Raw genomic sequence first — 26,584 nt, 5'->3', positions numbered from 1 at the left:
GGGGAGAGGCGGCTACACGCAGTGAGCCGCAACAGGGGGGGGTTAAGTCTTCCCGGTCGAGCCGTAACCGCCCTCGCCGCGCTGACTGGACGGAAATTCGGTCACCACATTGAACTGCGCCTGCAGCACGGGAACGATGACCAGTTGCGCGATGCGCTCCATCGGCGCTATGGTGAAAGCGGTATCGCTGCGGTTCCAGGCGCTGACCATCAACTGGCCCTGGTAGTCGCTGTCGATCAAGCCCACCAGATTGCCCAGCACGATGCCGTGCTTGTGCCCCAGGCCGGAGCGCGGCAGGATCAGGGCGGCAAAATTCGGGTCCTGCAAATAGATGGCGATGCCGGTCGGTACCAGTTGCCAGGCGTTGGGCTGCAGGGTTAACGGCTGCTCCAGGCAGGCCCGCAAATCGAGCCCGGCGCTGCCGGGTGTGGCGTAGGCCGGCAACTGATCAACCATCCGCGGGTCAATGATCTTGACGTCAATTTTCATTCTTATCAGCCCCTGGCTCCAATTCTGTTTGCGATATTGGCGATCAATTGACGCGCCAGCGAAAGTTTGGATGCGCGTGCCAATTCGGTGGCACCCAACTCATCCACCAGCAGCAGCGCATTGTCATCCTGCCCGAACGTCGCCGGGCCGATATTGCCGACCAGCAGCGGCACCTCTTTGCGTTGCCGCTTGGCTTGCGTGTGGGCCAGCAGGTCGTGGCTCTCGGCCGCAAAACCGACGCAGTAAAGCGCGCGACTGCGGCCACGGGGCGACTGCGCCAGGGTGGCCAGAATGTCCGGATTTTCGACAAAACTCAGCTCCGGCGTTTTGCCCGAACCATCCTTCTTGATTTTTTGCTCGGCCGCGCTGGCCGGTCGCCAATCGGCCACCGCCGCGGTGGCTATGAAAACGGTGGCGGCCGGCGCGTGTTCCTGAACCGCTTGCAGCATGTCCCTGGCCGACCTGACATCGATCCGGCGGACGCCCCGCGGCGTCGCCAGACTCACCGGCCCCGCCACCAGCGTCACTGCGGCGCCGGCCTCACGCGCCGCCCGGGCGATGGCAAAACCCATTTTTCCGCTCGACAGGTTGGTGATGCCGCGCACCGGATCGATCGCTTCGTAGGTGGGACCGGCGGTAACCAGTACCTGCTGGCCGGTCAACGTTTTAGGTTGGAAAAAGGCGATCACTTCCTCCAGCAATTCCTGCGGCTCCAGCATGCGGCCGTCGCCCGTTTCACCGCAAGCCTGGTCACCGCTGCCGACCTCAAAAACAGTGGCGCCATCGGCTCTCAGGCGCGCCACGTTGCGCTGCGTGGCCGGATGCGCCCACATCTCGCGGTTCATGGCCGGCGCAATCAGCAAGGCCACCTTGTCGAGCGGACGCGCCAGGCACAGCAGGCTGAGCAGATCGTCGGCGCGTCCATGCAGCAGCTTGGCCATGAAGTCGGCGCTACAGGGCGCGATCAGGATCGCATCGGCTTCGCGGCTCAGGTTGATGTGGGGCATGTTGTTGCCGACGCCGTTGACCGGGCGCGCATCCCACTGCGAGTCGTAAACGGTTCGACCGCTCAAGGCCTGCAAGGTAACCGGCGTGATGAACTGCTGCGCCGCGGCAGTCATCACCACTTGCACCGTGGCCCCTTCCTTGATCAGGGCGCGGCACAACTCGGCCGCCTTGTAGCAGGCAATGCCGCCGGTCAGGCCCAGAACAATGTGTTTTCCAGCAAGCTCATTCATGGGCTGCAATGTATCAGAAGGAATGTTGCCCCCACGCTTGTCATTTCATGTACTGCGCTGCCCCCCAAGGGGGCTCTCGCCCCTAGGGGCGGCCCGTCGGTGGCTCGTATAATTCGCATTTCCACCCGATTGAGCGCAGAGCTCACTCTGACATGACCAAATTTGTCTTCGTCACCGGCGGTGTGGTGTCTTCCCTTGGTAAGGGAATCGCCTCAGCCTCCTTAGCTGCGATTTTGGAATCGCGGGGCCTTAAAGTCACTTTAATCAAGCTTGACCCCTACCTCAACGTCGATCCCGGCACCATGTCGCCGTTTCAACACGGTGAGGTGTTCGTCACCGACGATGGTGCCGAAACCGATCTCGATCTTGGCCACTATGAACGCTTCGTGGAAACACGCATGCGCAAGGCCAATAACTTCACCACCGGCCAGATCTACAAAAGCGTGCTGGAAAAAGAACGCCGCGGCGATTACCTGGGCAAAACGGTCCAGGTGATTCCCCACGTGACCAACGAAATCCAGGATTTCGTGAAGCGCGGCGCCGCTTTCGGAACCCCTGAAGCGGTCGATGTGGCGATCGTCGAAATTGGCGGTACCGTCGGCGATATCGAGTCGCTCCCCTTCCTGGAAGCGGTGCGCCAGATGAGCCTGAAGCTGGGGCGCAACAACACCGCTTTCGTGCATTTGAGCTATGTGCCCTGGATTGCGGCGGCCGGCGAACTGAAAACCAAACCGACCCAGCACACCGCCAAGCAGTTGCGCGAGATCGGTATTCAGGCCGATGCCCTGATCTGCCGGGCCGACCGGCCGATCCCGAATGAGGAGCGGGAAAAGATCTCGCTGTTCTCCAATGTGCCGGACTGGGGCGTCATCTCCATGTGGGACGTGGACACCATCTACAAGGTGCCGCGCATGCTGCACGAGCAAGGCCTGGACGGTCTGATTTGCGACAAGCTGCGGCTCAACACACACCCGGCCAATTTGAAGCGCTGGGACGATCTGGTGTACGAGACCGAGCACCCGCAAGGCGAGGTCAGCATCGCGATGGTCGGCAAGTACGTTGACCTGAGCGACAGCTACAAGTCGCTCAATGAGGCGGTGCGCCATGCCGGCATGAAGAATCATGTGCGGGTGAAGATCGATTACGTCGACTCGGAGAACCTGACGCCTAACAACGTGACGCAACTCGCCAGGTTCGACGCCATTCTGGTGCCCGGCGGCTTTGGCAAACGCGGCATCGAAGGCAAAATCTGCGCCGCCCGCTTCGCCCGCGAGAACAAAGTGCCCTATCTTGGCATTTGCCTGGGCATGCAGGTCGCCACCATCGAGTTCGCCCGCCATGTGGCGGGGCTGGCGGATGCCAACAGCACGGAATTTGAAGCCACCACGCCGCACCCGGTGATCGCCTTGATCACCGAATGGAAGGACGAAGACGGCAGCATCAAGACGCGCAACGAAAACTCCGACCTGGGCGGCACCATGCGTCTGGGCGCGCAGAGTTCCGACGTCGTCAAGGGCAGCCTGGCGCACAAGATCTACGGCGACGTGGTGACCGAGCGGCACCGCCACCGCTACGAGGCCAATGTGAATTACCTGGCACCCCTGCGCCAGGCCGGGCTGGTGATCTCGGCCTTGACGCAACGCGAGCAACTGACCGAAATCGTTGAACTGCCGCAGAGTGTGCACCCCTGGTTCATGGGCGTGCAGTTTCACCCCGAGTTCAAGTCCACGCCCTGGAACGGGCATCCGCTCTTCAACGCCTTCATCAAGGCCGCACTGGACCACCAGACGGCTGGAAAAAATCTAAAGGCGGTGGCGTAGTGAAGTTGTGTGGCTTCGATGTCGGCTTGCACCGGCCCTTGTTTCTGATTGCCGGCCCCTGTGTCATCGAGTCGGAGCAATTGCAGATGGACACTGCCGGCACGCTCAAGGAGATCACGGCCAGCCTGGGCATTCCGTTCATCTTCAAAAGCAGTTTCGACAAGGCGAACCGCTCCAGCGGCAACACCTTTCGCGGACCCGGCATGGCGCAGGGGCTTGAGATCCTGGCCAAGGTCAAGCGCGAACTCCAACTACCGGTGCTGACCGACGTTCATTCGGAAGACCAGATCGCGCAGGTCGCGGCGGTGGTGGATGTGTTGCAGACGCCGGCTTTTTTGTGCCGCCAGACCGATTTCATCCGGGCCGTGGCGCAGTCGGGCTTGCCGGTGAACATCAAGAAAGGGCAGTTCCTGGCGCCCGGCGACATGAAAAACGTGATCGACAAGGCGCGCGCCGCGGCGCGCGAAAAAGGCCTGAACGAGGACAACTTCATGGCCTGCGAACGGGGCGCCAGCTTCGGCTACAACAACCTGGTGAGCGACATGCGCGCGCTGGCCATCCTGCGCCAGACCGGTGCCCCGGTGGTGTTCGATGCCACGCACTCGGTGCAGCTGCCAGGCGCGCAAGGTGGCAGCAGCGGCGGGCAGCGCGAGATGGTGCCGGTGCTGGCCCGCGCCGCAGTGGCCGTGGGTGTGGCCGGTCTGTTCATGGAAACCCATCCCGATCCCAGCCAGGCCCTGAGCGACGGACCCAATGCGGTGCCGCTCAAACACATGCGGGCCTTGCTGGAGACCTTGCTGGAACTCGATGCCGTCACCAAGCGTCACGGCTTCCTCGAGAATAGTTTTGCCGTCTGACCTTGTTCAGTGTTTTTTATTTGAGTTTTTGAAGGAAATGCAATGAGTGCAATTGTTGACATCGTGGCGCGTGAAATTCTGGATTCACGCGGCAATCCGACGGTGGAATGTGACGTGCTGCTGGAGTCCGGCACCATGGGCCGGGCCGCCGTGCCCTCCGGCGCTTCCACCGGCAGCCGGGAAGCGATCGAACTGCGTGATGGCGACAATAGCCGTTATCTGGGCAAGGGTGTGCTCAAAGCAGTGGAGCACATCAACACCGAGATTTCAGAAGCGGTGCTAGGCCTGGACGCGTCCGAGCAAGCTTTTCTGGACAAGACCTTGATCGACCTGGACGGCACCGAAAACAAATCGCGCCTGGGCGCCAATGCCATGCTGGCAGTCTCGATGGCCGTGGCGCGCGCCGCCGCCGAAGAATCCGGCCTGCCGCTGTACCGCTATTTCGGCGGCATGGGTGCGGTGCAATTGCCGGTGCCGATGATGAATGTGGTGAACGGCGGCGCGCACGCCAACAACAACCTGGATTTGCAGGAATTCATGATCATTCCCCTGGGCGCGCCCAGCTTTCGCGAAGCCCTGCGCTACGGCGCCGAGGTCTTCCATGCCCTGAAGAAAATCATCCATGACAAGGGCATGAGCACCGCCGTCGGCGACGAGGGCGGCTTCACCCCCAGTGTGGCGAACCACGAAGCGGCGATCCAGTTGATCCTGGAAGCGATCGACAAAGCCGGCTTCACGGCCGGCGAGCAAATTGCCCTCGGACTGGACTGCGCCGCCAGCGAGTTCTACAAGGACGGCAAATACCACCTGGAAGGCGAAGGCCTGAAGCTCAGCGCGCAGGAGTGGACCGACATGCTGGCCACCTGGGTCGACAAATACCCCATCATCAGCATCGAGGACGGCATGGCCGAGAACGACTGGGAGGGCTGGAAGATTCTGACCGAGCGCCTGGGCAAGCAGGTGCAAATTGTGGGCGACGACCTGTTTGTCACCAACACCAAGATCTTCAAGGAAGGCATAGACAAAGGCATTGCCAACTCGATCCTGATCAAGATCAACCAGATCGGTACCTTGAGCGAAACCTTTGCCGCCATCGAGATGGCCAAACGTGCCGGCTACACCGCCGTCATCAGTCACCGCTCCGGTGAGACCGAGGACTCCACCATTGCCGACATCGCGGTCGGCACCAATGCCGGCCAGATCAAGACCGGCTCCTTGAGCCGCTCCGATCGCATGGCCAAGTACAACCAGTTGCTGCGCATCGAAGAGGATCTGGGCGACATCGCCAGCTACCCGGGGCGTGCCGCTTTTTACAATCTGCGCTAACCGGATGTGCGAGCCGTCGCAGGCCTGATCGTGGGCAAGCACCTTGTCTCGGCGGCCCTGATCCTGCTGATCCTGATTCTGCAGGCTCAGTTGTGGTTTGGCCGGGGCAGCCTGCCTGCGGTGGCCCACCTGACGGAACAATTGAAGACACAAAACCAGCACAACCAGCAGGCGCAACTGGCCAACGACAGACTGGCGGCCGAGGTGCGCGACCTGAAGGAGGGGCTGGAAATGGTCGAGGAAAAAGCCCGCATGGAGCTTGGCATGGTCAAGCCCAACGAGATTTACGTGCAGATCACGCCGGCGGCCAAGGCCTCCGGCAGCCGCTGAAGAGCCGCGGGCTCAGTGCAGTGCCGGACTAGCCGGCGGCGTCTTGCCGGTGGCAGCGAAGATCTGCGCCACGTCAATCGGATCGAAGTGCTGTTGCGCACCGCAAAATTCGCAGCCGACCTCGATCTCGCCGCGCTCGGCCACAATGCTTTGCGCCTCCTCAATCCCCAGCCCCAGAATCATCTTGCCGACCCGCTCGCGGCTGCAGGTACAGGAAAAATGCGGGCCTGCGTCGCCGGTCAAGGGCTCGAAGCGCAACAGCTTCTCCTGCCAAAACAGACGCCGCAAAATGGTATCGACGTCCAGCGTCAGCAGTTCTTCGCGTTGCAGGCTGGCAGCCAGCATGGCAATCCGTTGGTAGTCTTCATTGACGCCAATTTCGTCTTCATGGGCAGGCCCGGGCGAACCGCCGGCCAAGTTGCCGGCGCCCTGCGGCGGCAGACGCTGAATCAATAAACCGGCCGCCACTTTGTCATCCGCCGCCAGCACCAGCGTGGTGTCCAGTTGTTCGCTTTGAAGCATGTAGTGCTGCAACACTTCACTCAATTTTTCAAGCTTTTCATGCGCCTCGCCCACCAGCGGAACGACACCTTGATAGGCCTGCTGCCCGGGAAACTTGTTCTTGGGATCCAGCGTGATGGCGCATTTGCCCTGCTGCTTCAAATTCACCAAGGCGCTCAGGCTGGCGTCTGCCGCCACCTCACCGACGACCGTCGCGGTGGCACGCAAGGCAAAATCGGACTGCACTTCGGCCACCGCCAATTTAACCGGGCCGTCGCCAAAAATTTGCAGCACCAGGGCGCCGTTGAACTTGATGTTGGACTGCATCAAGGTCACCGCCGCCACCATTTCACCCAGCAGGTTTTGCACCGGCAGCGGAAAAGCGCCGGAGGCGCGGCGCCGCAGGATTTCAGTCCAGGCGTCGGTCAGGCGCACCAGCACGCCGCGCACCGGCAAACCATCAAACAAAAACTTGTGAATTTCAGACACGCGCAACGTTCCTTCAGTCCATCCGGCGTAAACCAGCACGAAAGCGCCGGGCGTTATCGACGTAGCCTTGCGCACTGCGGCGCAGACCTTCCACGCGCTCCGGTGCCAGCTGGCGCACCACCTTGGCCGGGCTGCCCAGGATCATCGAGCCGTCCGGAAACTCCTTGCCTTCGGTGACCAGGGAATTGGCCCCCACCAGGCAACCCTTGCCGATCTTTGCCCCGTTCAGCACCACCGCGCCGATGCCGATCAGGCTGCCGTCGCCAATCGTGCAACCATGCAGCATGACGCGGTGCCCCACCGTCACGTCCTCACCCACCGTCAACGGCATGCCCACATCCGCGTGCAAGACGCTCAAATCCTGGATATTGCTGCCGCGCCCTATCCGTATGGTCTCGGTATCGCCCCGGATCACGACACCAAACCAGACGCTGGCGTCGTCGGCCAGGTCCACATTGCCCATCACCTGGGCGCTGTCGGCGACCCAGGCCGAGTCCGAGATGCTGGGGGCTACGCCGTCAAGTTCGTAAATTGCCATGTCAATTCCTGTTTTTTTCTCTGCAAGTTGTTAACCCCGTGGATGATGCTTGGCATGCAAGACTTTCAGCCGCTCCAGTGCCACGTGGGTGTAGATGGTGGTGGTTGATATATCGGCATGCCCCAGCAACATCTGCACCGCCCGCAAATCGGCGCCATGGTTGAGCAGATGGGTGGCAAAAGCATGGCGCAAGGTGTGCGGCGACAAAGGCGCGGTGATACCGGCGCCGATGGCGTATTTTTTCACAATCATCCAGAACATGACGCGGCTCATGGCGCTGCCGGCCTTGACACCGCGGTGCGTGACAAACAGATCTTCGGTCTGCTTGTCCGCCAGCAGGCTGGGACGTGCCTCTGCCAGATAGCGCTTGAGCCAGAGACTGGCGACTTCGCCAAACGGCACCAGCCGCTCCTTGTTGCCCTTGCCAAAAACACGCAGCACATTTTCCGACAGGCTCAGGTTGAGCACCTTGAGCGTCACCAGTTCACTGACGCGCAAGCCGCTGGCGTACATCAGCTCCAGCATGGCGCGGTCGCGCAGGCCCAGATCGGTGTCGCTGTCGGGCGCATTCAGCAGTGCTTCAACCTGTGGCTCGGTCAAGGTCTTGGGCACCCGCAGCGCCTGCTTGGCGGCCTGGAGCTTGAGCGTCGGATCCGAAACGATCAGGTGCTCGCGCAGTGCCCAGCGAAAGTAGCGCTTGAAAACCGTCAGGCGCCGGTTCGCGGTAGTGGCCTTGCTTGACTTGTGCCGCGCCGAGAAATAGGCATTCAGGTCAGCCTCGGTGGTATCGGTCAACGGCTGCCCACGGCCGCTCAGCCAGTGGGCATACAGGGTCAGATCGCGCCGGTAGGCGGCAAGGGTGTTTTTCGACAAACCCTCTTCCAGCCACAAGGCATCGATGAAAGTGTCAATCAAAGCCTCGTCACGCATTCTTAATCAGTTGGGGACAGAGCTTGCGAACTTCCAACATCCCGGTATCAATTGGGGACAGAGCTTGTTCACTTCGTGTAACTGCGGTCTGTCCCACAAACATTGAGTTGGTAGCTGCGGTCTGTCCCGCAAGGTCCCATCATTCCAGTTTCAGATGGGCCGATTCAACCACTTTTTTGTAGACCTCGTACTCGGCCCTGATCTGCGCCGTGAACTGCTGGGGCGTGTTGCCAATGATGAAAGAGCCGGTCTCTTCGATCCGCTTCTTCACGGACGGGTCTTCCAGGGCTTTGCGCACGCCGGCATTGATCTTGTCGACGATATCCTTGGGCATGCCCTTGGGGCCATAAATGCCGTAGTAAGCCATCCGGTTCACCGGTTCCAGCCCGACCTCCTTGAAGGTCGGCACATTCGGGAATTGCGCCAGCCGCTGCGGCGCCGCCACCACGATAGGCACCAGACGGCTGGATTGAATGAAGGGCAAGGCCGAGGGCACGTTGTCAAAAATCATCGGTACCTGGCCGGCCACCGTGTCGTTCAATGCCGGGCCGGCGCCGCGGTACGGAATGTGGGTGATGAAAGTGCCGCTCAAGTTCTTGTACAACTCCATCTGCAGGTGGCCGATGCCGCCGGTGCCGGACGAAGAATAGGAATACTTGCCGGGGTTCTTCTTCAACTCGGCGACGAAGCTCTTGTAATCCTTGGCCGGAAAGCCGGGGTGCACCGCAATCACGTTGGGGGTGGCGGCAATGTTGATGATGGGCGTGAAATCGGTCAGCGGGTTGTACGGCGTGCGCGGATTGATGGCCGGATTGGCTGCCGTGGTGGAAACCGTGGCCATGCCCAGCGAGTAGCCGTCCGGCGCCGCCTTGGCGGTCTCGTTGGCGCCAATGATGCCGCCGCCACCGGCCTTGTTCTCCACCACCACGGTCTGGCCCAGGGCCTTGCCGAGGGCTTCCGAGATGGTGCGGGCAATGATGTCGGTGGTGCCGCCCGGGGCAAAAGGCACTTGCAGCTTGATGACTTTGTTGGGATAGCCCTGCGCCATGGCAGAGCCCGTTGCGACGAGCAGACTTAAGGCCAATAGGGTACGACGATGCACGATGGTGTTACTCCTGAGGTTCAAATGGGACAAAACGTTCAAGCCGCATGTTAACTCGCGGCGTCGCTGGCGATCGGGGTCGGCGCCGCGCGGCCAACCCGGGTTGCGGCGTTTCACTGGTATTCTCGCCGGGTGAACTTCGCCCAACTTTTAATCCCCGATTTTTCCCTGATCCTGTGCGGCTACCTGGTGTGCCGCTACACCGCCTTGAACCGTGCGGTATGGGCGCAGGTCGAGACGCTGGTCTATTTCTTCCTCTTTCCGGTGCTGCTGTTTCACTCCATCGTCAAAAGTCCTCTTGACTTGGGTTCGGCCTCGAGTCTGATAGGGGCCGGCTGGGCCATGGGCCTGAGCGGCATCGCACTGGCTTATTCGATTCCGTATTGGCCCTGGCTGGGGCGCCACGTCCCGGCGCGCGCGCATGCCGCCAGTGCCCAGGTGGCTTTTCGTTTCAATTCATTCATCGGCCTGGCCCTGGCCGACCGGCTGGCCGGCGCGCAGGGCTTGTTGCAGATCGCGGTGTTGATAGGCGTCTGCGTGCCGCTGTTCAATGTCGGCGCGGTCTGGCCCATGGCGCATCACGCGCAGCGCGGTTTGCTGCGGGAACTGGCAGGCAACCCGCTGATCATTGGCACGGCGGCCGGTTTGAGCGCGAATTTACTGGGCCTGACGCTGCCGCCCTGGCTGGACCCCACGGTCAGCCGCATCGGCGCGTCCTCCCTGGCGCTGGGGCTGATGGCGGCCGGTGCCGGCATGCAGTTCGGCGCCCTGAACCAGGCCAAGGCACTGGCCGTGGCGGTGCTGGCGATACGGCATTTCCTGCTGCCTCTGGTGGCGCTGGCCTTCTCGCACCTGTTTCATCTGAACCCGGTGCAAACCACTGTGTTGCTGGCTTTTTCCGCCCTTCCGACCGCCTCCAGTTGCTATGTGCTGGCGGCGCGCATGGGCTACGACGGGCCTTATGTCGCCGGGCTGGTCACGCTGTCCACCGTGCTGGGCATGCTGAGCCTGCCGTTTGCGCTGGGTGTGCTGCGCGGGCTGTAAATCCGGCCTCAATCGAGGCGTGGCTTGATACCGTGGATGTCCCGGAACGATACCACCGCCAGCAGCACATTTTCAGCGTCCGTCACGGGGATGGCGCGAAAAGCGTAGCGATTGAACATGGCCATGGCATCGCTCAAGGTGTCTTGCGGGTTCAGGCTGATGATGTTTTCGGTCATGATTTCTCCCAGCACCTGGCCCGCCTCGGCGGCCATCAGTTCCCTGAAATCGACAACACCTTCCAGTACCTTGTGCTGGTTGACAACATAGACGTACATGATGACGTCGATGTCGCGGGCGATTTCATGAAAATGCGCGATCACGTCGCCCACCTGCGCCGACCTGGAAACCTGCATGAATTTGCGGGTTGAAAACAAAAGAATGTTTTCGTCGTGCTGGTCGATAATTTTCTGAATTTTGCCGGCGCTATCCCGGTCCATCAGCAACAGCAACTCGTCGGCCTCCGAGGTCGGCAGCGCCGCCAGAAGGTCGGCGGCCTGCGCCGGGCTCATGGCATTGATCAGTTGCGCGGCGTGGCGCTTTTCGATGGCGCGTATCAGTTCACGCTGAACTCGGGGCTCCACTTCTTCCAGCGTATCGGAGGCGTGTTCGGTGTCCAGTTCCTTGAACACGGCCAGCCGCTGATCGCCTTCCAGTTCTTCAAGAATGTCGGCCAGATCGACCGGATGGATGTCGCTGATATTTTCCTTCAGCACGCTGAGTTTGACGTGTCCCTTGAAGGCGCCGATATGCTCGGGCAGGGGTTGCACATACAGCCAGGAAACGGTGGTCTCCTGACTTTGCTCGGAGATCCAGTTGGCCAGCCGTTTCAGACCCATTCTGCGCAGCAGCCGGCGCCGGCTGAAATCGACCTCGCTGACATACAGCTTGCCGGCCTGAAAATGCAGGCTAATGTCATAGACAATCTCGACTTCGTGATCGTCCATGTCAAGAATCTTCTTGTCCAGAATGTGGGCCCGCAGCAGGATGGCGCCGTCGGGCGGGACACGCTCATACTCAGGGGTGGCGCTGACGTCGAAAACGATTTCGGTATTTGAAATCAGCGTCAGTTTGTCCCACGGTAGCAGCAGTGACGGGTAGCCAAAGGAACGGCTGACGACGAAGTGGCTGACCTCGGGCAACTTCCCCGTTTCGACGATCAGCATGTCGTCCAGACGGCCGATCTGCTGCGCCTTCAGGTAAACCTTGCGGCCGATGATCTCGCTCAGGAAAAATTTGGGTTCCAGTACGGTGATCATTGGACTGCTCCCGTGGTCAAGGTGACGACAAATTTGTAAACGATCAGACCGACCAGAAGCAGCAGATAGACGCGCAAGGCCATCAGCGAAATCTTCACCAGGGGCGTCATTTCGATATGCGGCTTGCTGTAGCGCTGGTTGATTTCGCGGATTTTCCCGACCAGGAGTTTGAAGCTGGATGCCATTTTGATTTCCTCGTCAATCAGTGGAACAGGTTGGGGAACATGACGCTGACGCCGTACAGCGTGGACAGAATCACGATGGCGATGACGATGAAGCCGCCGATCAGGTTTTCCGTCAAGCTGTTGCAGTATTCGCCCATGTGCTTCTTGTCGTTGAGCAACAGAATCAGGAACACCAGGGCGGCGGGCAGCAAGGTGACCGCCACCACCTGCACAAAGAGTGTGATCAGCACCAGCGGTGCGCCCGGAATCAGCACCACCAGACCGGCCGTAATCAGGGTAAAGAAGTAGGTGATGTAGAACCAAGGTGCTTCCTTGATTTTTTGATTCAGGGAGTGCGCCCAGCCGAAGATTTCGCCGAAAGCCCAGGAACTGGCCAGTGAAATACAGATGGCACCCAGCAGACCGGCATCAAACAGGCCGATCGCCATGAAGGTCCCCACGTAATGGTTGCTCTTCATCAGCAGCGATGCCGCCTGCGCCGCGTCGTCCACCGCGACCCCCTTCAGCACCGCACCGGTCAGGATGACGATGAACACGGCGACCACCACGGTGAAGACGGAACCCACCAGCGTGTCGAATTTGCCCCAGGGAATGTCTTTTTCCAGCATGCCTTTGTCAACCACCGCGCTTTGCTGGAAGAACAGCATCCAGGGCGCGATGGTGGTGCCGATGTTGGCCATCAGAATGAAGAACAGCTCGCCATTGAAACCGCCGGGGAAATTCGGCACCAGGCCGTCTTTCAAAATGTCCGAAACCGACGGATGCACCATGAAGGCGGCCGGGATGTAGATCAGATTCAGGGTGCAAAACAGCAGCGCAATTTTTTCCCAGGTCCAGTAGCGCCCGTTGATCACGATGATGCCCATCAAGGTAACCACACCGGCCACGGTGATCCAGGGCGCAACGCCAAAGATGCTCAAGGCCGAGGTCATGCCGATGAATTCGGTGACCAGCGTCAGCCAGTCGACAATCATCAGGTCAATCAGCGAAAACCAGCCCCAGAAAGCACCGAAGCCGTCAAAGATCGCTTCCGCATGACCACGCTTGGTGACGGCGCCTAGACGCACGGTCATCTCCTGCACGTAATAGGCGACCGGAATCAGAATCAGCAGAAACCAGATCAGGTTGAAACCGTACTTGGCGCCGGTGGCGGCGTAGGTGGTAATGCCACCGGCGTCGTTGTCGGCCACCATCACGACCAGGCCCGGGCCGGCAATGACCAGATAAAGCCGGATGGCTTTCCAGTATTTACGTAGCTCGTAATAGAGCCGGGAGAACAAATTCATCTTGACACCATTTTTCTAAAAATTGCAGTGAAACTGGGACATGCCGATAGATCAAAACTCGCTGTGCCAGCGCAGGGTGTAGGTGCTGACCGGACCGCGGTCGCGGTTGTAGCCAGGGTTGCTGATGCGCTGAAAGCCGGCACTCAGCGCTGACTGGACTTTGCCAAGACGCACGTCCCACGGCGACAGCAGCAGGCGGTAATAGGCTTCCAGCACACGTTCCTGGTCGTAGTTCAACTGGCCGTCACCGAGAAAGAAGCCCTGGCCACCGGCGGCCAGGTAGGCTTGGTGTGGGTCCGACAGGCCGTTGACGGCATAGGCCACGCCCCAGCGGTCCTGGCTGCGGCCCCAGGAGGCGCCGGAGAACTGGCCGCCCAGCGCCAGTTGGCGGTCGATCTCGGCGAAGGCATAGGTCTCAAGCTTGCCGCTGTTGCGGCTGGCGCGCAGGAACAAGCCGGCGTCATCCGCCAGCGGCGCTTCCAGCGTCAGGCCCCAGCCGCTCTTGCTCTGGTCTCGACGCACCAGGCCCACATCCGGCACCCCAGCCAGCGCCAGGGCATCGGTAAAGCTGCCGGCCTGAATGCGGTTGCGAAACAGCAGCGCCCGCCCGCGCAGCGGCCCGGCCGCCAACGTCAGGGGCAACTCGCCTTCGACTTCGAGCTGATCGCCATAGTGGCGACCCAGCGCCGCATCGAGCGCCAGGCCGTTGCTCTCGATCGGCTGCATCGCGCGACCGGCCCGCAGCGCCCAGCCGGGCGCACGGTACTCGGCCACGGCGCCCAAGGTGTAGCCGCGCGCGTCGGCCGCATAGTCCCAGGCGCCATGCGTGAGGAACGACCAGTTGGTGAACTGGCTGCGTGGGTCCTTGGCATAAGGATTGTTGTCAAAGTAGTCAAGCAGGCTGAAATTACCGAACGTGAAAGTCCAGCGCCGGGCGCTGAACTGGCCACCCAGTTCGTTGAAGTCGGATGCCACAGTTTGACTGTCGCCGCCGACGTTGATGCGTTGCTGCACAAAGAACCGGGCCCGGTACATCGCAAGACTGGCGCCGCTGCCGCGGGCCAACTCGCCATTGCTGATGCCGCCGGCGCCCTGCAGGTTGGATAAAGGTAGCCCTTGCGCCCCTTCCGGATTCAGGTGCAGTTGCGCGCCGTCCCACAGGCGCAGACCCAAGTCACCCGTCAGCGTGAAGGAATAAGACCGCTCCTTGAGCGGACTCAGGGAGTTGGGGCCGCTGTAGGCGGCGCTGAAGGCCGGTTTGGCTTGCCAGATGTAAGTGGTCTGGGCGTGGAACGCCGTGCCGGGCGTTTCTTCCGGGTTCGCTTGGGCGAAAGCCCGGGCCGGGCATACGCTTAGCGCCAAGGCCAAGCCGCCCCATTGCGAGCAGCGTCGGAACCTCGCAGGCCAATCAAATTTTGCCGTCATGATTTCACCTCTTCAGGTCTATCCCCGCCAGCGGGGATTTGCGTTCTGAAAAACAAGGCCACGCGGAGGCTCGGCAGGCCCCCGAACCGTCGCGCAGAGGCAAATCTGCGCCTGCGAGGGATCAGGAACGCCAAAGCACAAGCGAGGCGACTTGCGCGAATGAATTCAGGAGATGCGCGCGTGTCAAGAACTGACACACGCAGAAGTTAACTGCACCGCACCGTCCTGCTGTTATCAGCGAGACGGCGACAGAGGCGGACGCTGCCCGGGGTACTCGCTGATCAGTTCGCCAGGGGCGAACAAGTACTAGGGCCAGAATCCATGGATTACTCCGTTGTTGCGAAGGCGCGATTGTCTTACCCGGGTCTACCCGGTGTCAAGCGCGGCGGCAAATACCCCCAATTAAGCAGTTTGCGCCCAGGCGACGTGTTCCCGGACCAGCGCGCTGGGATGGTTGGCGTGCCGCGCCAGGGCTTGCAGCAAGGCCGGGTCTGGCGCGGCGCGCAGCACGTTACCGGGTTCTGAGTCGGCGCCCGCGCGCAGCGCGTTGCCGTGCTCGGAGTCGGCGCCCGCGCGCAGCGCGTTGCCGAGGGCCACCGCAATATTCCTTAACCAGCGCTCGTGCCCGATGCGCCGGATCGGGCTGCCCTCGGTGAAGCGCAAGAACTCTGCTTCGGTCCAGCCAAACAAGGTGACCAACTGACTGCCCACCAAGCCCGCTCGCTCAGCAAAATCCGGCAAAGCACTGCGCTGGGCGAACTTGTTCCAGGGGCAAACCAGTTGGCAGTCGTCACAACCATAAATGCGATTGCCGATCAGGGGCCGCAGCGCCAGCGGAATCGGGCCGGCGTGCTCTATGGTGAGGTAGGAAATACAGCGCCTGGCATCAAGCTGGTAGGGCGCCACGATGGCTTGCGTCGGGCAAACGTCAAGGCACGCGGTGCAGCGGCCGCAGTGCCCCGCCGCCGCTTCGGTCGGCGGCAAGGCCAGATCGACATAGATTTCACCCAGAAAAAACATGGAGCCGGCCGCACGACTCAGCAGCAGCGTGTGCTTGCCGCGCCAGCCCTGGCCGCTGCGCGCTGCCAGTTCGGCCTCCAGCACCGGGGCGGAATCGGCAAAGACGCGATGGCCGAACGGCCCCAGTTCGGCGGCGATGCGCTGGCTCAACTGTTGCAAGCGCTTACGCAATACCTTGTGATAATCCCGCCCTCGGGCGTAGACTGACACGATGCCTTCAGCCGGTCGCCTCAACCGTTGCAACTCGATCACCTGCCAGCCCGGCGCAGTGGCAGCGCTCAGGTAGTCCATGCGGGCGGTAATCACGCTAACGGTACCGGGCACCAGTTCGGCCGGCCTGGCACGCCGCAAGCCGTGCGCCGCCATGTAGCCCATGCCGCCATGAAAACCGCGCGCCAGCCAGGCCGACAAGCCGGCTTCCGCCGAAGACAAATCGACACCGGCCACGCCAATTTGAGAGAATCCCAGTTCCCGGGCCCAAGCCTGAATTTTGGACACCAATTGACTGCTGTTGATATGCGTTTGGAGATGGGTCACCGGCCCATTGTAAAAAGCCTGGCCTGGCCGGACGAAACCGCCACGCAACGCTTCGCCACGGCACTGGCCGCACAGCCGGCCTTGCGCCGCGCCTTTGTCGAATTGCACGGCGACCTGGGCGCCGGCAAGACCACCTTGGTGCGGCATCTGCTGCGCGCCCTGAGCGTGCCGGGGCGCATCAAGAGCCCCACTTATGCGGTGGTTGAGCCGTACCAATTGGCCGATCTCAACATCTGGCATTTCGACTTCTACCGCTTTCAGGACCCGCGTGAATGGGAAGACGCAGGCTTTCGCGACATCTTTGCCAGTCCCGGTCTCAAGCTGGCCGAATGGCCTGAAAAAGCCGCCGGCTTCATCCCGGGCGCCGACCTGGTCATTCATCTGGAGGTTTTGCAGGACGAGTCCAGACAGGTGACTCTGACGGCACAAACCGATATCGGTCTGGCTTTGCTGGCCGCCACCGACTCCGACCCCGCGCATCAGTCACCCGCCTTGGCGCAGGAGCGCCCATGAAGCGCCGCACGCTCCTGCAATCGGGCGCGCTGGTGCTGTTGCTGGGTAGCCGTGAATTGGTCTACGGCGCCACCATTCTGGCGGTGCGGGTATGGCCGGCACCGGACTACTCGCGCGTCACCATCGAGTCCGACGCCGAACTCAGATTCAAACAACTGTTTGTCGCCAATCCACCGCGGCTGGCCGTCGACATCGAGGGTATTGAGCTCAATCCGGCGTTGAAGGCACTGGTCGCCAAGGTGCGCTCCGACGACCCGACCATTGCCGGCATTCGTGTCGGTCAAAGCGCGCCGAGCGTGGTGCGGCTGGTGCTGGACCTGAAGCAGCCGGCAGCGCCGCAGGTCTTCACCCTCAACCCGGTCGCCGCCTACCAGCACCGGCTGGTGTTCGACCTGTACCCGACCCAGATGGCGGACCCGCTGGAAGCACTGATCGCGGAACGGCTGAAGGAGCGCACTGGCGCCCCGCCGGGCACCGATCCCTTGGGCGAACTGATGGCCCGGCAGAGTCAAAAACCGATTCCCAAGCCGGCTGAGCCGGATGGCAGAGCGATGCCGGCGACCAAGCCTGCATCCACCCCCCCGGTGGCGACCGCCGCCTCTGCCCCCGCCAGTGGCAGCCGGAGCAGCACCAGCCCGGTCGCCCCCAAAGCCGATGAGACACCGGCGATGACTGACCGGCTCATCATCATCGCCCTGGACCCCGGCCACGGCGGCGAAGACCCGGGCGCCATAGGCCCCGGCGGCACACGCGAAAAAGATGTGGTGCTGCGCCTGGCGCACCGGCTGCGCGAGCGCATCAACGCCAGCCCGATCAACGGCAACGCGATACGCGCCTACCTGACGCGCGACGCCGATTTTTTTGTGCCGCTACAGGTGCGGGTGCAAAAGGCCAGACGGGTGCAAGCCGATCTGTTCGTGAGCCTTCATGCAGATGCCTTTTTCACGCCGCATCCGCAAGGCGCCAGTGTTTTTGCCTTGAGCCAGGGTGGCGCCTCCAGCACGGCCGCACGCTGGATGGCGGAGCGCGAAAACAAGGCCGACCAGATTGGCGGCTTGAATGTGAAGACCAAGGATGCCCAGGTCAAACACGCTCTGTTCGACATGAGCACCACGGCCCAGATCAACGACAGCCTGAAACTGGGCGGCGCCATGTTGGGCGAAATCGGCCGCGTCGGCAAGCTGCACAAAGGCAAGGTCGAGCAAGCCGCTTTTGCGGTGCTCAAGGCACCCGATATTCCCAGTGTTCTGGTGGAGGCGGCGTTCATCAGCAACCCCGAAGAAGAGGCTAAACTCAACAGCGACGAGTACCAGGAGCAGCTCGCCAGCGCCTTGATGCGCGGTATTGAAGCCTACTTTGCAAGGAACCCGCCGCTGGCCAGGAATCGGACCCTGAGCTGAGCCCAACGGGCGGCCGGTCGGTCTCAGGCCTTGCGGCGCGATTTCCAGGCGCCCCACACGATCACCACGCCGGGAATCAAAATCATGGCCCAGATGATCTTGTCCAGGTGCGCTTTGACAAACGGAAAGTTGCCGAAAAAATAGCCGATGGTGATGATGCCCACCACCCACAGCGAGCCGCCGCTGACATCGAAGAAAGTGAAGCGGGTCCGGGTCATCCTCGCCACGCCGGCAACAAACGGTGCAAAGGTGCGCAGAAACGGCATGAAGCGCGCCACCACCAGGGTGATGCCGCCATAACGTTCGTAGAAATCATGCGCCCGGTCGAAAGCGGCCTTGTTGAAAAGACGGGAGTTTTCCCACTTGAAGACCCTTGGTCCAAAGTGGCGCCCCAGCGCATAGTTGGACTGGTTGCCCAGCACCGCCGCCGCCAGCAGCAACGCCACCGACAGCGGATAACTCATCAGGCCGACTCCGCACATGGCACCGACCACGAACAACAGCGAATCGCCCGGCAGGAACGGCATCACCACCAGACCGGTCTCGACAAAGATCACCAAAAACAGCAGTGCGTAGACCCATAGGCCATAGTTGCGTACAAAGGTCTCCAGGTATTTGTCGACGTGCAGGATGAAGTCGAAGAGAAAGGCAATGATTTCCATGGGGCTGGATTATCCCTGCCAATCGGTTGCGGACTTGGCCTGCCCGCTTCGTGGGCCTGCGGACTGTCCGGCAAGGTCCTAGAATGCCCCCCTGTGAACGCCGTCCTGACTCCCCTCCCCCGCCGCCCGATCCGTGAACTGCCCGACGAACTGATCAGCCAGATCGCCGCCGGTGAAGTGGTGGAGCGGCCGGCCTCGGTGGTGCGCGAACTGCTGGACAACGCGTTGGACGCCGGGGCGACGCAGATCACGCTGCGGCTGCTCTCCGGTGGTGTGCGGCTGATCGCGGTGGAGGACGATGGCGTCGGCATTCTGCGCGAAGAGTTGACCATGGCCTTCAAGCGCCACGCCACCAGCAAGATCAGCAACCTGCTTGACCTCGAATCGGTGAGCACCATGGGGTTTCGTGGCGAGGCTCTTGCCGCGATCAATTCAATAGCCGACTGCGCCATACTGTCCAGGGCCAGCGGCGAGTCAAATGCCTATCTGCTGGATGGCCGCAGCGGCGAACTCAAACCCGTGGCACGCGCTACCGGTACCACGGTGGAGGTAAAGGAATTGTTCTTCAGCACGCCGGCGCGTCGCAAGTTCCTCAAAACCGACGCCACCGAATTGGCGCACTGCGTGGAAGCGGTGCGCCGCCACGCATTGGCGCGCCCCGATGTCGGCTTTGCGATCTGGGCTGAGGGCAAGTTGGTGGAGCAATGGCGGCGCTGCGAAAGCCGTGGCTACGCACTGGCGGCTCTGGAGCAACGTCTGGCCGATGTGCTGGGCAGCGAATTTGTCGAGCGCTCGGTCTGGGTCGATTACCAGAGCAGCGCCGGCCGCCCAGACGGCATGCCGCAAATACGTGTCTGGGGTCGCGCCGGCATTCCGGATGCGGCACGCGCGCGCGCCGACCAGCAGTTTTGTTATGTCAATGGCCGCTTCGTGCGCGACAAAGTACTCTCTCATGCGGCGCGCAGCGCTTTTGAGGACGTGCTGCACGGCCAGCGCCAGCCGGTCTACGCACTGCACATCGAGATCGACCCCAGCCGTGTCGACGTCAACGTGCACCCGACCAAGATCGAGGTCCGTTTTCGCGACAGCCGCGAAGTGCATCAGGCGGTCCGCCACGCGATCGAAGATGCCCTGGCGGCACCGCGTTCCGGCCAAGCCACGTCGCTTGCGGCGGAACTCACGACGCCGCAGCCTGACAGCTCGGAGCGGCCGGCAGCCCCTCTGTATTCGGCACAGCCAACGATCAATTTTGGAACTGCCGGCGGGCACCGCGTGAGCGACTTGGGTTTGCTGTGGAACCGGTCCACCGAGTCCGTGGAATCCCCTACCGGGATCGCGACGGGTCCAGCGACAGCGGGGAGCACCAGCAACCCGGCCGCAGCCGACCTGCCGGCTGGCGACTGGCCCCTGGGCCGCGCACTGGCGCAACTGCAAGGGGTCTACATCCTGGCCGAGAACGCCCAGGGATTGATCGTTGTGGACATGCATGCAGCGCACGAGCGCGTCGTCTACGAGCGGCTCAAGGCCCAGTTGGACAGCAACACTGCCCTGCCCCGCCTGGCCAGCCAACCATTGTTGATTGCCGCCACTTTTGCGGCCACGCCGACCGAAGTGGCAACCGCCGAAGCGCACACCGAAACCCTGCAAACACTGGGACTGGAGATCACCGCCTTTTCGCCTAAAACGCTGGCGGTGCGCGCGGTACCGACGACACTGGCACAAGGCGACGCCACCGAACTGGCGCGCAGCGTGCTGGCTGAACTGGCCCAGGTCGATGCCAGCACAGTGTTGCAGCGGGCGCAAAACGAACTGCTGGCGACCATGGCCTGCCACGGCGCCGTGCGCGCCAACCGGCGCCTGAGCCTGGAAGAAATGAATGCCTTGTTGCGCCAGATGGAGGCCACCGAGCGCTCCGACCAGTGCAACCACGGTCGGCCCACTTGGCGCCAAATCAGCCTGCGCGATCTGGACACCCTGTTTCTGCGCGGTCGCTAAGGCCGGTGGCTGGAAGCGGTTTTATAACGAGTCCAGCAGGGACTTGGCAGTAGCCCATCATTTTCGGGCTTGCTCAAATCGTGCAGTCCGGTAGCGGCCAGCCAGCGCCTCAACGCCAACCTTGATAGCAACATCGCCCTTGCGGGCACGCAAATCAACAGCCGATTGAGCGGCAATATTGCACCAAGACCTATTATGCGATTAATGTCAATAATTTAATAAAATTGCTATGTGTATGAATTTAAAAGCATATTTTATTTAATAAATTTGCTGTAAATTATGCGTTAAATGTCAATTTATCAGTACAAATTGCACATAATATGCACTGCACAGCATGAACGATTATTTCAAAAACCCTATGTCAACCCTTCCTGACCTCGGAAAACGCTTCCAAACGCTTAGGAAGGCGGCGGGGAAAACTCAGATCCAAATTGCTGAAATCACGGGGATGCGCCAGGAAGCCCTGTCGCGCTTTGAGCGCGGCCGGGGCAACGACTTCTCGCTGGGCAAGATGCTGCGCCTGCTGCAAGCCCTGGACATGGAGATGAACTTCCAACCCGTCACGGCGCGCCCGACTCTGGACAGCGTGCTCGATGAGCGTCGCGCCGGCGGCAATATCGGGCCGGACGCACGATGAAGCTCAATGTGTTCGTGAGCGACCGGGCCGTCGCCACGCTGCAAAGTAGGGACAACTTTGAGTACCACCTGAGCTATCTGGACTCCGCCGATTCCCGGGACTTCGTCTCCTTGCAGATGCCGGTCAGAAAAGCGAGTTGGCGTTGGCCTGCCCTGCACCCCTTCTTCCAAATGAACTGGCCAGATGATTTTTGGCTCTCCGTGCTGAAGGATCTGCTCGGGCCTGGTCTGAATGTCGGCCCGCTCAACCTGCTGGCCCTGGTCGGCCATCAGTTCCCTGGGCGGGTAACCGTGCGTAACAACGAGACCGTCGAAACCAGCAGGGTAGCGCCCGACACACGCGCCCTGCTGCGCGGCAAGTCGTCACAAGAAGCGTTTCTGGAACTGATGTCCCGGAGCCTTGCTGGCGGCGTGCCTGGCTGGCCCCCGAAACCTCCGAGCCCTGTGACGAAAGCACTGTTTCGCAACGCTAGCGTTTTAACCGAGCGTCACATTGTCAAGGCCACATCGGTACATCAGCCCTTCATGGCCCTGAACCAACACCTCTGCATGCGGGCCGCGGCAGCCACCGGATTGAGTGCCAGCAGAACCCAGGTTTCAGAAGATGGTCAGATCCTGCTGACCGATCGCTGTGACTGCGAAGCCGAGACGGGACACTACAAGGGGTTCGAAGACTTTTGCAGCTTGCTGGGCCTGCCGCCCGACCACCGGTACGACCCGAGCTGGGAGCGCCTGGCTCGCCTGACGCGCGACTACGTGGCCCCGGATGGCTTGCGCCAAGCCACAGAACAGCTCGCCGTGACGCTTTTGCTCAGCCTGGCGTTGGGCAATGCCGACTGCCACGCCAAGAGCCTGGCCTTTGTTTACCGCAATCTCGACGATGTGCAACTGGCACCCATCAGCGACATGGTGACCAGCCTGGCCTACGACCTTGACGCCAACAGGGCACCGGGGCTGCATCTGGACGGCCAGAAGAACTGGAACCCCGGCAAGGGGCTCTGGCGCTACCTGCAGCAGCACCTGGGCCTGGAGAACGCGCGCCAACGAGAACTGGCGGACCTGGTGTGTAGCAGCGTTAGCGGGCAAGTACCCGAGGTACTGCATCACATCAGCCATACCCCCGGATTCGCCAACCTGGGTCGGCGCATGCTGTGGCAGTGGAGCCAGGGTGTCAAGCGTCTGAGCGAGCGACTGACCATGCCGGTGCCCGACTTTTCAGTGTCGTCAAATGAATCCAATCCAGTAGCGCAAGATTCACCACCGACCTGGCTCGACAAGGAAACCAGCGAATCGTCGGCCGTTCAGCAAAAGAAGAAGCGCCGTTCCCGATCCGACCTGCCATCGGCCGCCGACGCGGCGCAGCTCAAACTTCTATTCGAATAGAAGCTGCGTCTGTCACCCGAAGCCACAGACTTACTTCGTCTTGGCCAAGTGCCGCACCAGACTTCTCAGTTTGGCCGGTCGAACCGGCTTTTGCAGAAGGGTCAGTCCAGCGGCTTGTGCTTTTTGCCTGACACTCGCGTCGGTATCACCACTGACCAGACAGGCCGCAATCCGGCGTCCTGCCGCCGCGCTCAACATATCCACGGCCTCGATGCCGTTGACCCCGCCGCCCAACCTGAAGTCGCTGATGATGATGTCAGGGGACTGGTCCGGCCGATACAGCTTGCAGCCCGCTTGCGCCCCTTCGGCCGCCAAGACCGTGCAGCCCCAGGATTCCAGCAAGCTCGCCAGTCCCACCCGGCCCAACGCATCGTCCTCGATCAGCAGCACGCACAGGCCGTCGAATTCGACACTTGTCGCCACTTCAGTTGTCTGTTCATGCTTTCGACCCGCCTGTGCCGGCGCCATCGGCACGGTCAGCGTGAAGCGTGTTCCACAGCCCGGTGCCGAATGCATGACCAAGGGATGATCCAATAGCCGACAAGCCCGATCAACAATGCTCAAGCCAACGCCCAGGCCCTTGCTGCGGTCGCGCTGCAAATTGTCGATCTGAAAGAACTCCTGGAAGATATTTTCATGGTGTTGCGCGGCGATCCCGACACCACTGTCCCGCACCTCGATGCGAAGCCGGGTGCCGTCGGACGTCGGCCGACAGGCCACCAAGACACTGCCTTGCCGGGTGTACCGCACGGCGTTGCTGACCAGATTGAGCAGGATTCGATGCAGCAGGCCGGGGTCGCTCTCAACCCAGGCCGTTGATGGCCGAAATCGCAGGCGCAAGCCCTTGTCGCTGGCCGCGCTGGCAAAACCGTTACCCAATTGCCCGAATACGGCCTGGATCGGAAAGCCCACCTTTTTGATTTGCGTCTGCTCCGATTCCAGCCGCGATATGTCGAAGAATCCATCCAGCATATCCTGCATGGCACGCACCGAGGCGTCCATGCAGTCCACCAGATGCCTGGTTTGCGCGTCATTTGGCAACTCTGCCAATCGCGCCACAAACAGCCCCAGGGCATGGGCCGGCTGACGCAGGTCATGGCTGGCAGACGCCAGGAAGCGCGATTTGGCCTGACTCGAATTCTCGGCCCTCAAGCGCGCGGCTTCGAGCACCGCTTCAATGGCCTTGCGTTGCGTGATGTCGCGCACCGCCAGATGAACGGCCGGTGCGCCATCGTACGAAATCGACGAGCTTTGGACTTCAACGTCGATAGTCGTTTTGTCCATTTTGCAAAACTTTTGCTCGCCCCTGGGCACGAAACCGTGCTCAATAAAGTATTGCTCACGCGCCAGCGCCTCTGTCAGACAATCCGGCGCAATCCGCTCCACGATGGACCCGCCGACCAGGTCTTGTGCAGAGCCGGCACCAAACAGCGTCACGGCCGCCGGGTTCACGTAGAGGATTTTCCGATCCCGATGAACGACCAGTGGTTCCGGCGTCCACTCCACCAAGGTGCGGTAGCGTTGCTCGCTGTCTTTCAAGGCCACCTCGACCTGTCTGCGCCGCTCGATTTCCTGCTCGGCACGTGAGAGCGCTCGCCGTGTTCCCAGGCTGACGTAATAAGTCACACCGCTTGTGAATCCGAACAAGGCCGTGAAGGTGAGCCACTGCATCAGGCCGACACCCTGAAAAGGCTGGCGCAGCCAGCCGGCATTCTGTGCCACGATCAATCCCGACACCGCCAGCGAGGCGGTGGGGGTGCCGATCAAAATACCGCGCAGGCCAAAGAGCAACCCGGTCATCAGGACCCAAAAAACAAAGACGGCTGCGGTCGGCGTGCGAATGGTTCCTATGCTGGCGGTAGCGCCAGTGATGTAGACCAGGCCGAAGATGATGATCCCGGCCCGCGCCAGCGTCACCTTGCCGATGCGCAGCCAGCGCAGCAGTTGCAGGATGACTGCGGATCCGGAAAAGAGCTCGATGATCAGAATGGTGGTGGGGATATTTCCGGTCAGCAGGGAACCCGCCACTAGGACCCATATGAACACCAGGGAAGCGACGCAGATGACGTTGATCAAACTCGCCTGGCGCGTTTTCTCTTCATCCCCTGCAAATACAGGAGGTGCCAGCCAGCGCATGATTGAATTCATTCCAAGTCCCCCTGAATCACATCTTTGTACGATCAGTTTACGCCTTACTTCGCTCGCTGTGATCAGCTCGCGGGAGGACTTGCACTTCCAGGAGCGCGCGCATGCTGGGCGCACAAGAAAAAAGCCATCAATCTTTCGATCGATGGCTTTTCCAATGTTGGCGGGTGGACGGGACTCGAACCCGCGACCCCCGGCGTGACAGGCCTAAAATTCACTCTTCTTGAAACCCTTACGTATCAACGTTTTCAGCCATAATACGTTGTACTTTTTCCCATACGGGGACAAAACGGGGACAGCGAGGATCAGCAATGGCAACTTTTACTCAGCGTGAATCTGGACGCTGGCAAGCAAAAATCAGACGGGACGGCTGGCCCGTACAGTCTAAGACCTTTCGCACACGGGCGGATGCTGGGGCATGGGCTCGCACATTAGAGCGAGAGATGGATGTTGACGCGTTCATCAACCGTGACGACGCGGAAAAAACTACGTTTGCCAAGGCTGCGGAGCGGTATGAGCGTGATGTGCTACCCAGCAAACGCGGCAAGGATCAGGACATCTATGTCCTTAAACGGGTAGCCAAGGCTTTTGGCCCCTACTCTCTGGCTGCCATTACGCCAGCCAGATTGTCGGAGTACCGGGACGAACGGCTCAAGGCCGTGAGTCCACAAACCGTGATCCATGAACTGGGCATGGTGTCCCGGATTTTCAAAGCCGCATCAATGGATTGGGGGATCGCCCTGCCCAAGGGTAACCCGATTTCCTTGGTCAGGAAGCCAAGTCTCTCGAATGACCGGGATCGTCGCCTCGAAGGCGACGAGGACTCGTTGCTTCTGGCCGCATTGCAAGAGTGCGAAAGCCCGCTACCGCACGCGGCAGCAGTGCTGGCCATTGAGACAGCCGCGAGACAGTCAGAATTGCTCTCACTCCAGTGGGACGAAATTAATCTCAAACACCGGGTGGCCCGGATTCGGGGCAAAGAAGGCGGAGTCACCAAGAATGGCGACTCCTTCCGTGATGTACCCCTCAGCCGACGCGCTGTAGCCCTATTGGAAACTTTGCCGAAGGCAACCATGGGCAAGGTGCTACCCCTTTCCCAAAACGCGCTCCAAATGGCTTGGGATCGTGCTATGAGGCGTGCGCGAAAGGCGCACGTACATAAGCAACTGCGCGGCCTGATGGCCAATGCTGGGTTCGACCAGAAGGAGCAGGACTTGGAAATCCGTGCCCTGATCTTCAAAAAGAGGGCACCGCGGCAGATTACACTCGATTTGCTGGCCAGAATCGAGATCGAGGACAAGGTCCTTGTTGACCTGCATTTCCATGACCTGCGGCACGAGGCCACTTCCCGACTTGCCGAGAAGTTGGCCATGCATGAGCTGATGAAGGTCACGGGCCACAAATCGACCAGGATGCTGGGGCGGTACTACCACCCAAGAGCTGCGGACTTGGCGGCAAAATTGGATTGAATTTACGA

24 protein-coding genes are annotated in these 26,584 nt (G+C 61.1%); 11 read left to right on the top strand and 13 right to left on the bottom strand.

Features of this window, described 5'->3' with window-relative positions:
* Positions 1-42: 42 nt before the first annotated feature.
* Together dut and coaBC are read right to left on the bottom strand one after the other, a co-directional pair.
* On the bottom strand, positions 43-489 hold the full coding sequence (gene dut / locus PHS32_RS09595) for a dUTP diphosphatase (protein ID WP_301078714.1): 447 nt from the start codon (positions 487-489) through the stop codon (positions 43-45).
* Between the two features lie 5 nt (positions 490-494).
* The gene (coaBC, locus tag PHS32_RS09590) at positions 495-1,727 is read right to left on the bottom strand and encodes a bifunctional phosphopantothenoylcysteine decarboxylase/phosphopantothenate--cysteine ligase CoaBC (protein WP_301078713.1); all 1,233 of its coding nucleotides are present in this window, start codon (positions 1,725-1,727) and stop codon (positions 495-497) included.
* 152 nt (positions 1,728-1,879) lie between these two features.
* On the opposite strand from coaBC, the gene PHS32_RS09585 reads away from it, so the two are divergent.
* The 4 genes from PHS32_RS09585 to PHS32_RS09570 are packed head-to-tail and all read left to right on the top strand — an operon-like array spanning position 1,880 to position 6,060.
* Positions 1,880-3,547, top strand: coding sequence for a CTP synthase (locus tag PHS32_RS09585; protein WP_301078712.1), 1,668 nt, complete (start codon positions 1,880-1,882; stop codon positions 3,545-3,547).
* Complete coding sequence (gene kdsA, locus PHS32_RS09580; RefSeq protein WP_301078711.1) at positions 3,547-4,404, top strand: 3-deoxy-8-phosphooctulonate synthase; 858 nt, start codon at positions 3,547-3,549, stop codon at positions 4,402-4,404. The genes PHS32_RS09585 and kdsA overlap by 1 nt, the downstream gene beginning before the upstream one ends.
* Positions 4,405-4,446: 42 nt before the next feature.
* Positions 4,447-5,730: a phosphopyruvate hydratase gene (gene eno / locus PHS32_RS09575; RefSeq protein WP_301078710.1), complete on the top strand. Its 1,284-nt coding sequence runs from the start codon at positions 4,447-4,449 to the stop codon at positions 5,728-5,730.
* Positions 5,731-5,760: 30 nt separating this feature from the next.
* Positions 5,761-6,060 carry a septum formation initiator family protein gene (locus tag PHS32_RS09570; protein WP_301078709.1) on the top strand — a complete coding sequence of 100 codons (300 nt, stop codon included), beginning with the start codon at positions 5,761-5,763 and terminating at the stop codon, positions 6,058-6,060.
* Between the two features lie 12 nt (positions 6,061-6,072).
* Here the strand turns inward: PHS32_RS09570 and PHS32_RS09565 are convergent, their stop codons facing one another.
* From PHS32_RS09565 to PHS32_RS09550, 4 genes are all read right to left on the bottom strand, one after another.
* On the bottom strand, positions 6,073-7,050 hold the full coding sequence (locus tag PHS32_RS09565; RefSeq protein WP_301078708.1) for an Hsp33 family molecular chaperone HslO: 978 nt from the start codon (positions 7,048-7,050) through the stop codon (positions 6,073-6,075).
* Between the two features lie 13 nt (positions 7,051-7,063).
* Complete coding sequence (locus PHS32_RS09560) at positions 7,064-7,588, bottom strand: gamma carbonic anhydrase family protein (RefSeq protein WP_301078707.1); 525 nt, start codon at positions 7,586-7,588, stop codon at positions 7,064-7,066.
* A gap of 30 nt (positions 7,589-7,618) precedes the next feature.
* Entirely contained in the window at positions 7,619-8,518 is a 900-nt protein-coding gene (gene xerD, locus PHS32_RS09555; protein ID WP_301078706.1) for a site-specific tyrosine recombinase XerD, read from the bottom strand.
* A gap of 139 nt (positions 8,519-8,657) precedes the next feature.
* On the bottom strand, positions 8,658-9,620 hold the full coding sequence (locus PHS32_RS09550; RefSeq protein ID WP_301078705.1) for a tripartite tricarboxylate transporter substrate binding protein BugE: 963 nt from the start codon (positions 9,618-9,620) through the stop codon (positions 8,658-8,660).
* A gap of 132 nt (positions 9,621-9,752) precedes the next feature.
* Here PHS32_RS09550 and PHS32_RS09545 point away from each other — a divergent pair, with 132 nt between their 5' ends.
* Positions 9,753-10,664 carry an AEC family transporter gene (locus PHS32_RS09545; RefSeq protein WP_301078704.1) on the top strand — a complete coding sequence of 304 codons (912 nt, stop codon included), beginning with the start codon at positions 9,753-9,755 and terminating at the stop codon, positions 10,662-10,664.
* An 8-nt stretch (positions 10,665-10,672) separates the two neighbouring features.
* On the opposite strand, the gene PHS32_RS09540 is transcribed toward PHS32_RS09545, so the two are convergent.
* From PHS32_RS09540 to queG, 5 genes are all read right to left on the bottom strand, one after another.
* Positions 10,673-11,920, bottom strand: a complete 1,248-nt coding sequence (locus PHS32_RS09540; RefSeq protein WP_301078703.1) for a CBS domain-containing protein — start codon at positions 11,918-11,920, stop codon at positions 10,673-10,675.
* Complete coding sequence (locus PHS32_RS09535; RefSeq protein WP_301078702.1) at positions 11,917-12,105, bottom strand: hypothetical protein; 189 nt, start codon at positions 12,103-12,105, stop codon at positions 11,917-11,919. The genes PHS32_RS09540 and PHS32_RS09535 overlap by 4 nt, the downstream gene beginning before the upstream one ends.
* A 17-nt stretch (positions 12,106-12,122) precedes the next feature.
* The gene (locus PHS32_RS09530) at positions 12,123-13,391 is read right to left on the bottom strand and encodes an NRAMP family divalent metal transporter (RefSeq protein WP_301078701.1); all 1,269 of its coding nucleotides are present in this window, start codon (positions 13,389-13,391) and stop codon (positions 12,123-12,125) included.
* A gap of 51 nt (positions 13,392-13,442) precedes the next feature.
* On the bottom strand, positions 13,443-14,816 hold the full coding sequence (locus PHS32_RS09525) for a carbohydrate porin (protein ID WP_301078700.1): 1,374 nt from the start codon (positions 14,814-14,816) through the stop codon (positions 13,443-13,445).
* A 402-nt stretch (positions 14,817-15,218) separates the two neighbouring features.
* Positions 15,219-16,325 (bottom strand): tRNA epoxyqueuosine(34) reductase QueG, encoded by a 1,107-nt coding sequence (gene queG, locus PHS32_RS09520; RefSeq protein ID WP_301078749.1) that lies wholly within the window; start codon positions 16,323-16,325, stop codon positions 15,219-15,221.
* A gap of 39 nt (positions 16,326-16,364) precedes the next feature.
* Between queG and tsaE the strand changes: the two genes are divergently transcribed.
* On the top strand, positions 16,365-16,886 hold the full coding sequence (gene tsaE / locus PHS32_RS09515; RefSeq protein WP_301078748.1) for a tRNA (adenosine(37)-N6)-threonylcarbamoyltransferase complex ATPase subunit type 1 TsaE: 522 nt from the start codon (positions 16,365-16,367) through the stop codon (positions 16,884-16,886).
* Complete coding sequence (locus tag PHS32_RS09510) at positions 16,883-18,286, top strand: N-acetylmuramoyl-L-alanine amidase (RefSeq protein ID WP_301078699.1); 1,404 nt, start codon at positions 16,883-16,885, stop codon at positions 18,284-18,286. The genes tsaE and PHS32_RS09510 overlap by 4 nt, the downstream gene beginning before the upstream one ends.
* A gap of 23 nt (positions 18,287-18,309) precedes the next feature.
* Here the strand turns inward: PHS32_RS09510 and PHS32_RS09505 are convergent, their stop codons facing one another.
* Positions 18,310-18,948: a VTT domain-containing protein gene (locus PHS32_RS09505; protein ID WP_301078698.1), complete on the bottom strand. Its 639-nt coding sequence runs from the start codon at positions 18,946-18,948 to the stop codon at positions 18,310-18,312.
* Positions 18,949-19,041: 93 nt separating this feature from the next.
* Here PHS32_RS09505 and mutL point away from each other — a divergent pair, with 93 nt between their 5' ends.
* The 3 genes from mutL to PHS32_RS09490 all read left to right on the top strand — a co-directional run bounded on the left by mutL (position 19,042) and on the right by PHS32_RS09490 (position 22,962).
* Positions 19,042-20,943, top strand: coding sequence for a DNA mismatch repair endonuclease MutL (gene mutL / locus PHS32_RS09500; protein ID WP_301078697.1), 1,902 nt, complete (start codon positions 19,042-19,044; stop codon positions 20,941-20,943).
* Positions 20,944-21,277: 334 nt separating this feature from the next.
* Positions 21,278-21,580, top strand: coding sequence for a helix-turn-helix transcriptional regulator (locus PHS32_RS09495; RefSeq protein WP_301078696.1), 303 nt, complete (start codon positions 21,278-21,280; stop codon positions 21,578-21,580).
* Complete coding sequence (locus PHS32_RS09490; RefSeq protein ID WP_301078695.1) at positions 21,577-22,962, top strand: type II toxin-antitoxin system HipA family toxin; 1,386 nt, start codon at positions 21,577-21,579, stop codon at positions 22,960-22,962. The genes PHS32_RS09495 and PHS32_RS09490 overlap by 4 nt, the downstream gene beginning before the upstream one ends.
* A 30-nt stretch (positions 22,963-22,992) precedes the next feature.
* On the opposite strand, the gene PHS32_RS09485 is transcribed toward PHS32_RS09490, so the two are convergent.
* The gene (locus PHS32_RS09485) at positions 22,993-25,110 is read right to left on the bottom strand and encodes an ATP-binding protein (RefSeq protein ID WP_301078694.1); all 2,118 of its coding nucleotides are present in this window, start codon (positions 25,108-25,110) and stop codon (positions 22,993-22,995) included.
* Between the two features lie 440 nt (positions 25,111-25,550).
* On the opposite strand from PHS32_RS09485, the gene PHS32_RS09480 reads away from it, so the two are divergent.
* A complete protein-coding gene (locus tag PHS32_RS09480; protein ID WP_301078693.1) occupies positions 25,551-26,576 on the top strand; it encodes a site-specific integrase in 1,026 nt (341 codons plus the stop codon).
* Positions 26,577-26,584 lie beyond the last annotated feature (8 nt).

The organism is Rhodoferax sp. (assembly GCF_028714215.1).
Taxonomy (GTDB): Bacteria; Pseudomonadota; Gammaproteobacteria; order Burkholderiales; family Burkholderiaceae_C; genus Rhodoferax.
Note: the sequence above shows the minus strand (reverse complement) of the source record. Positions and strands in the feature narration are given on the sequence as shown.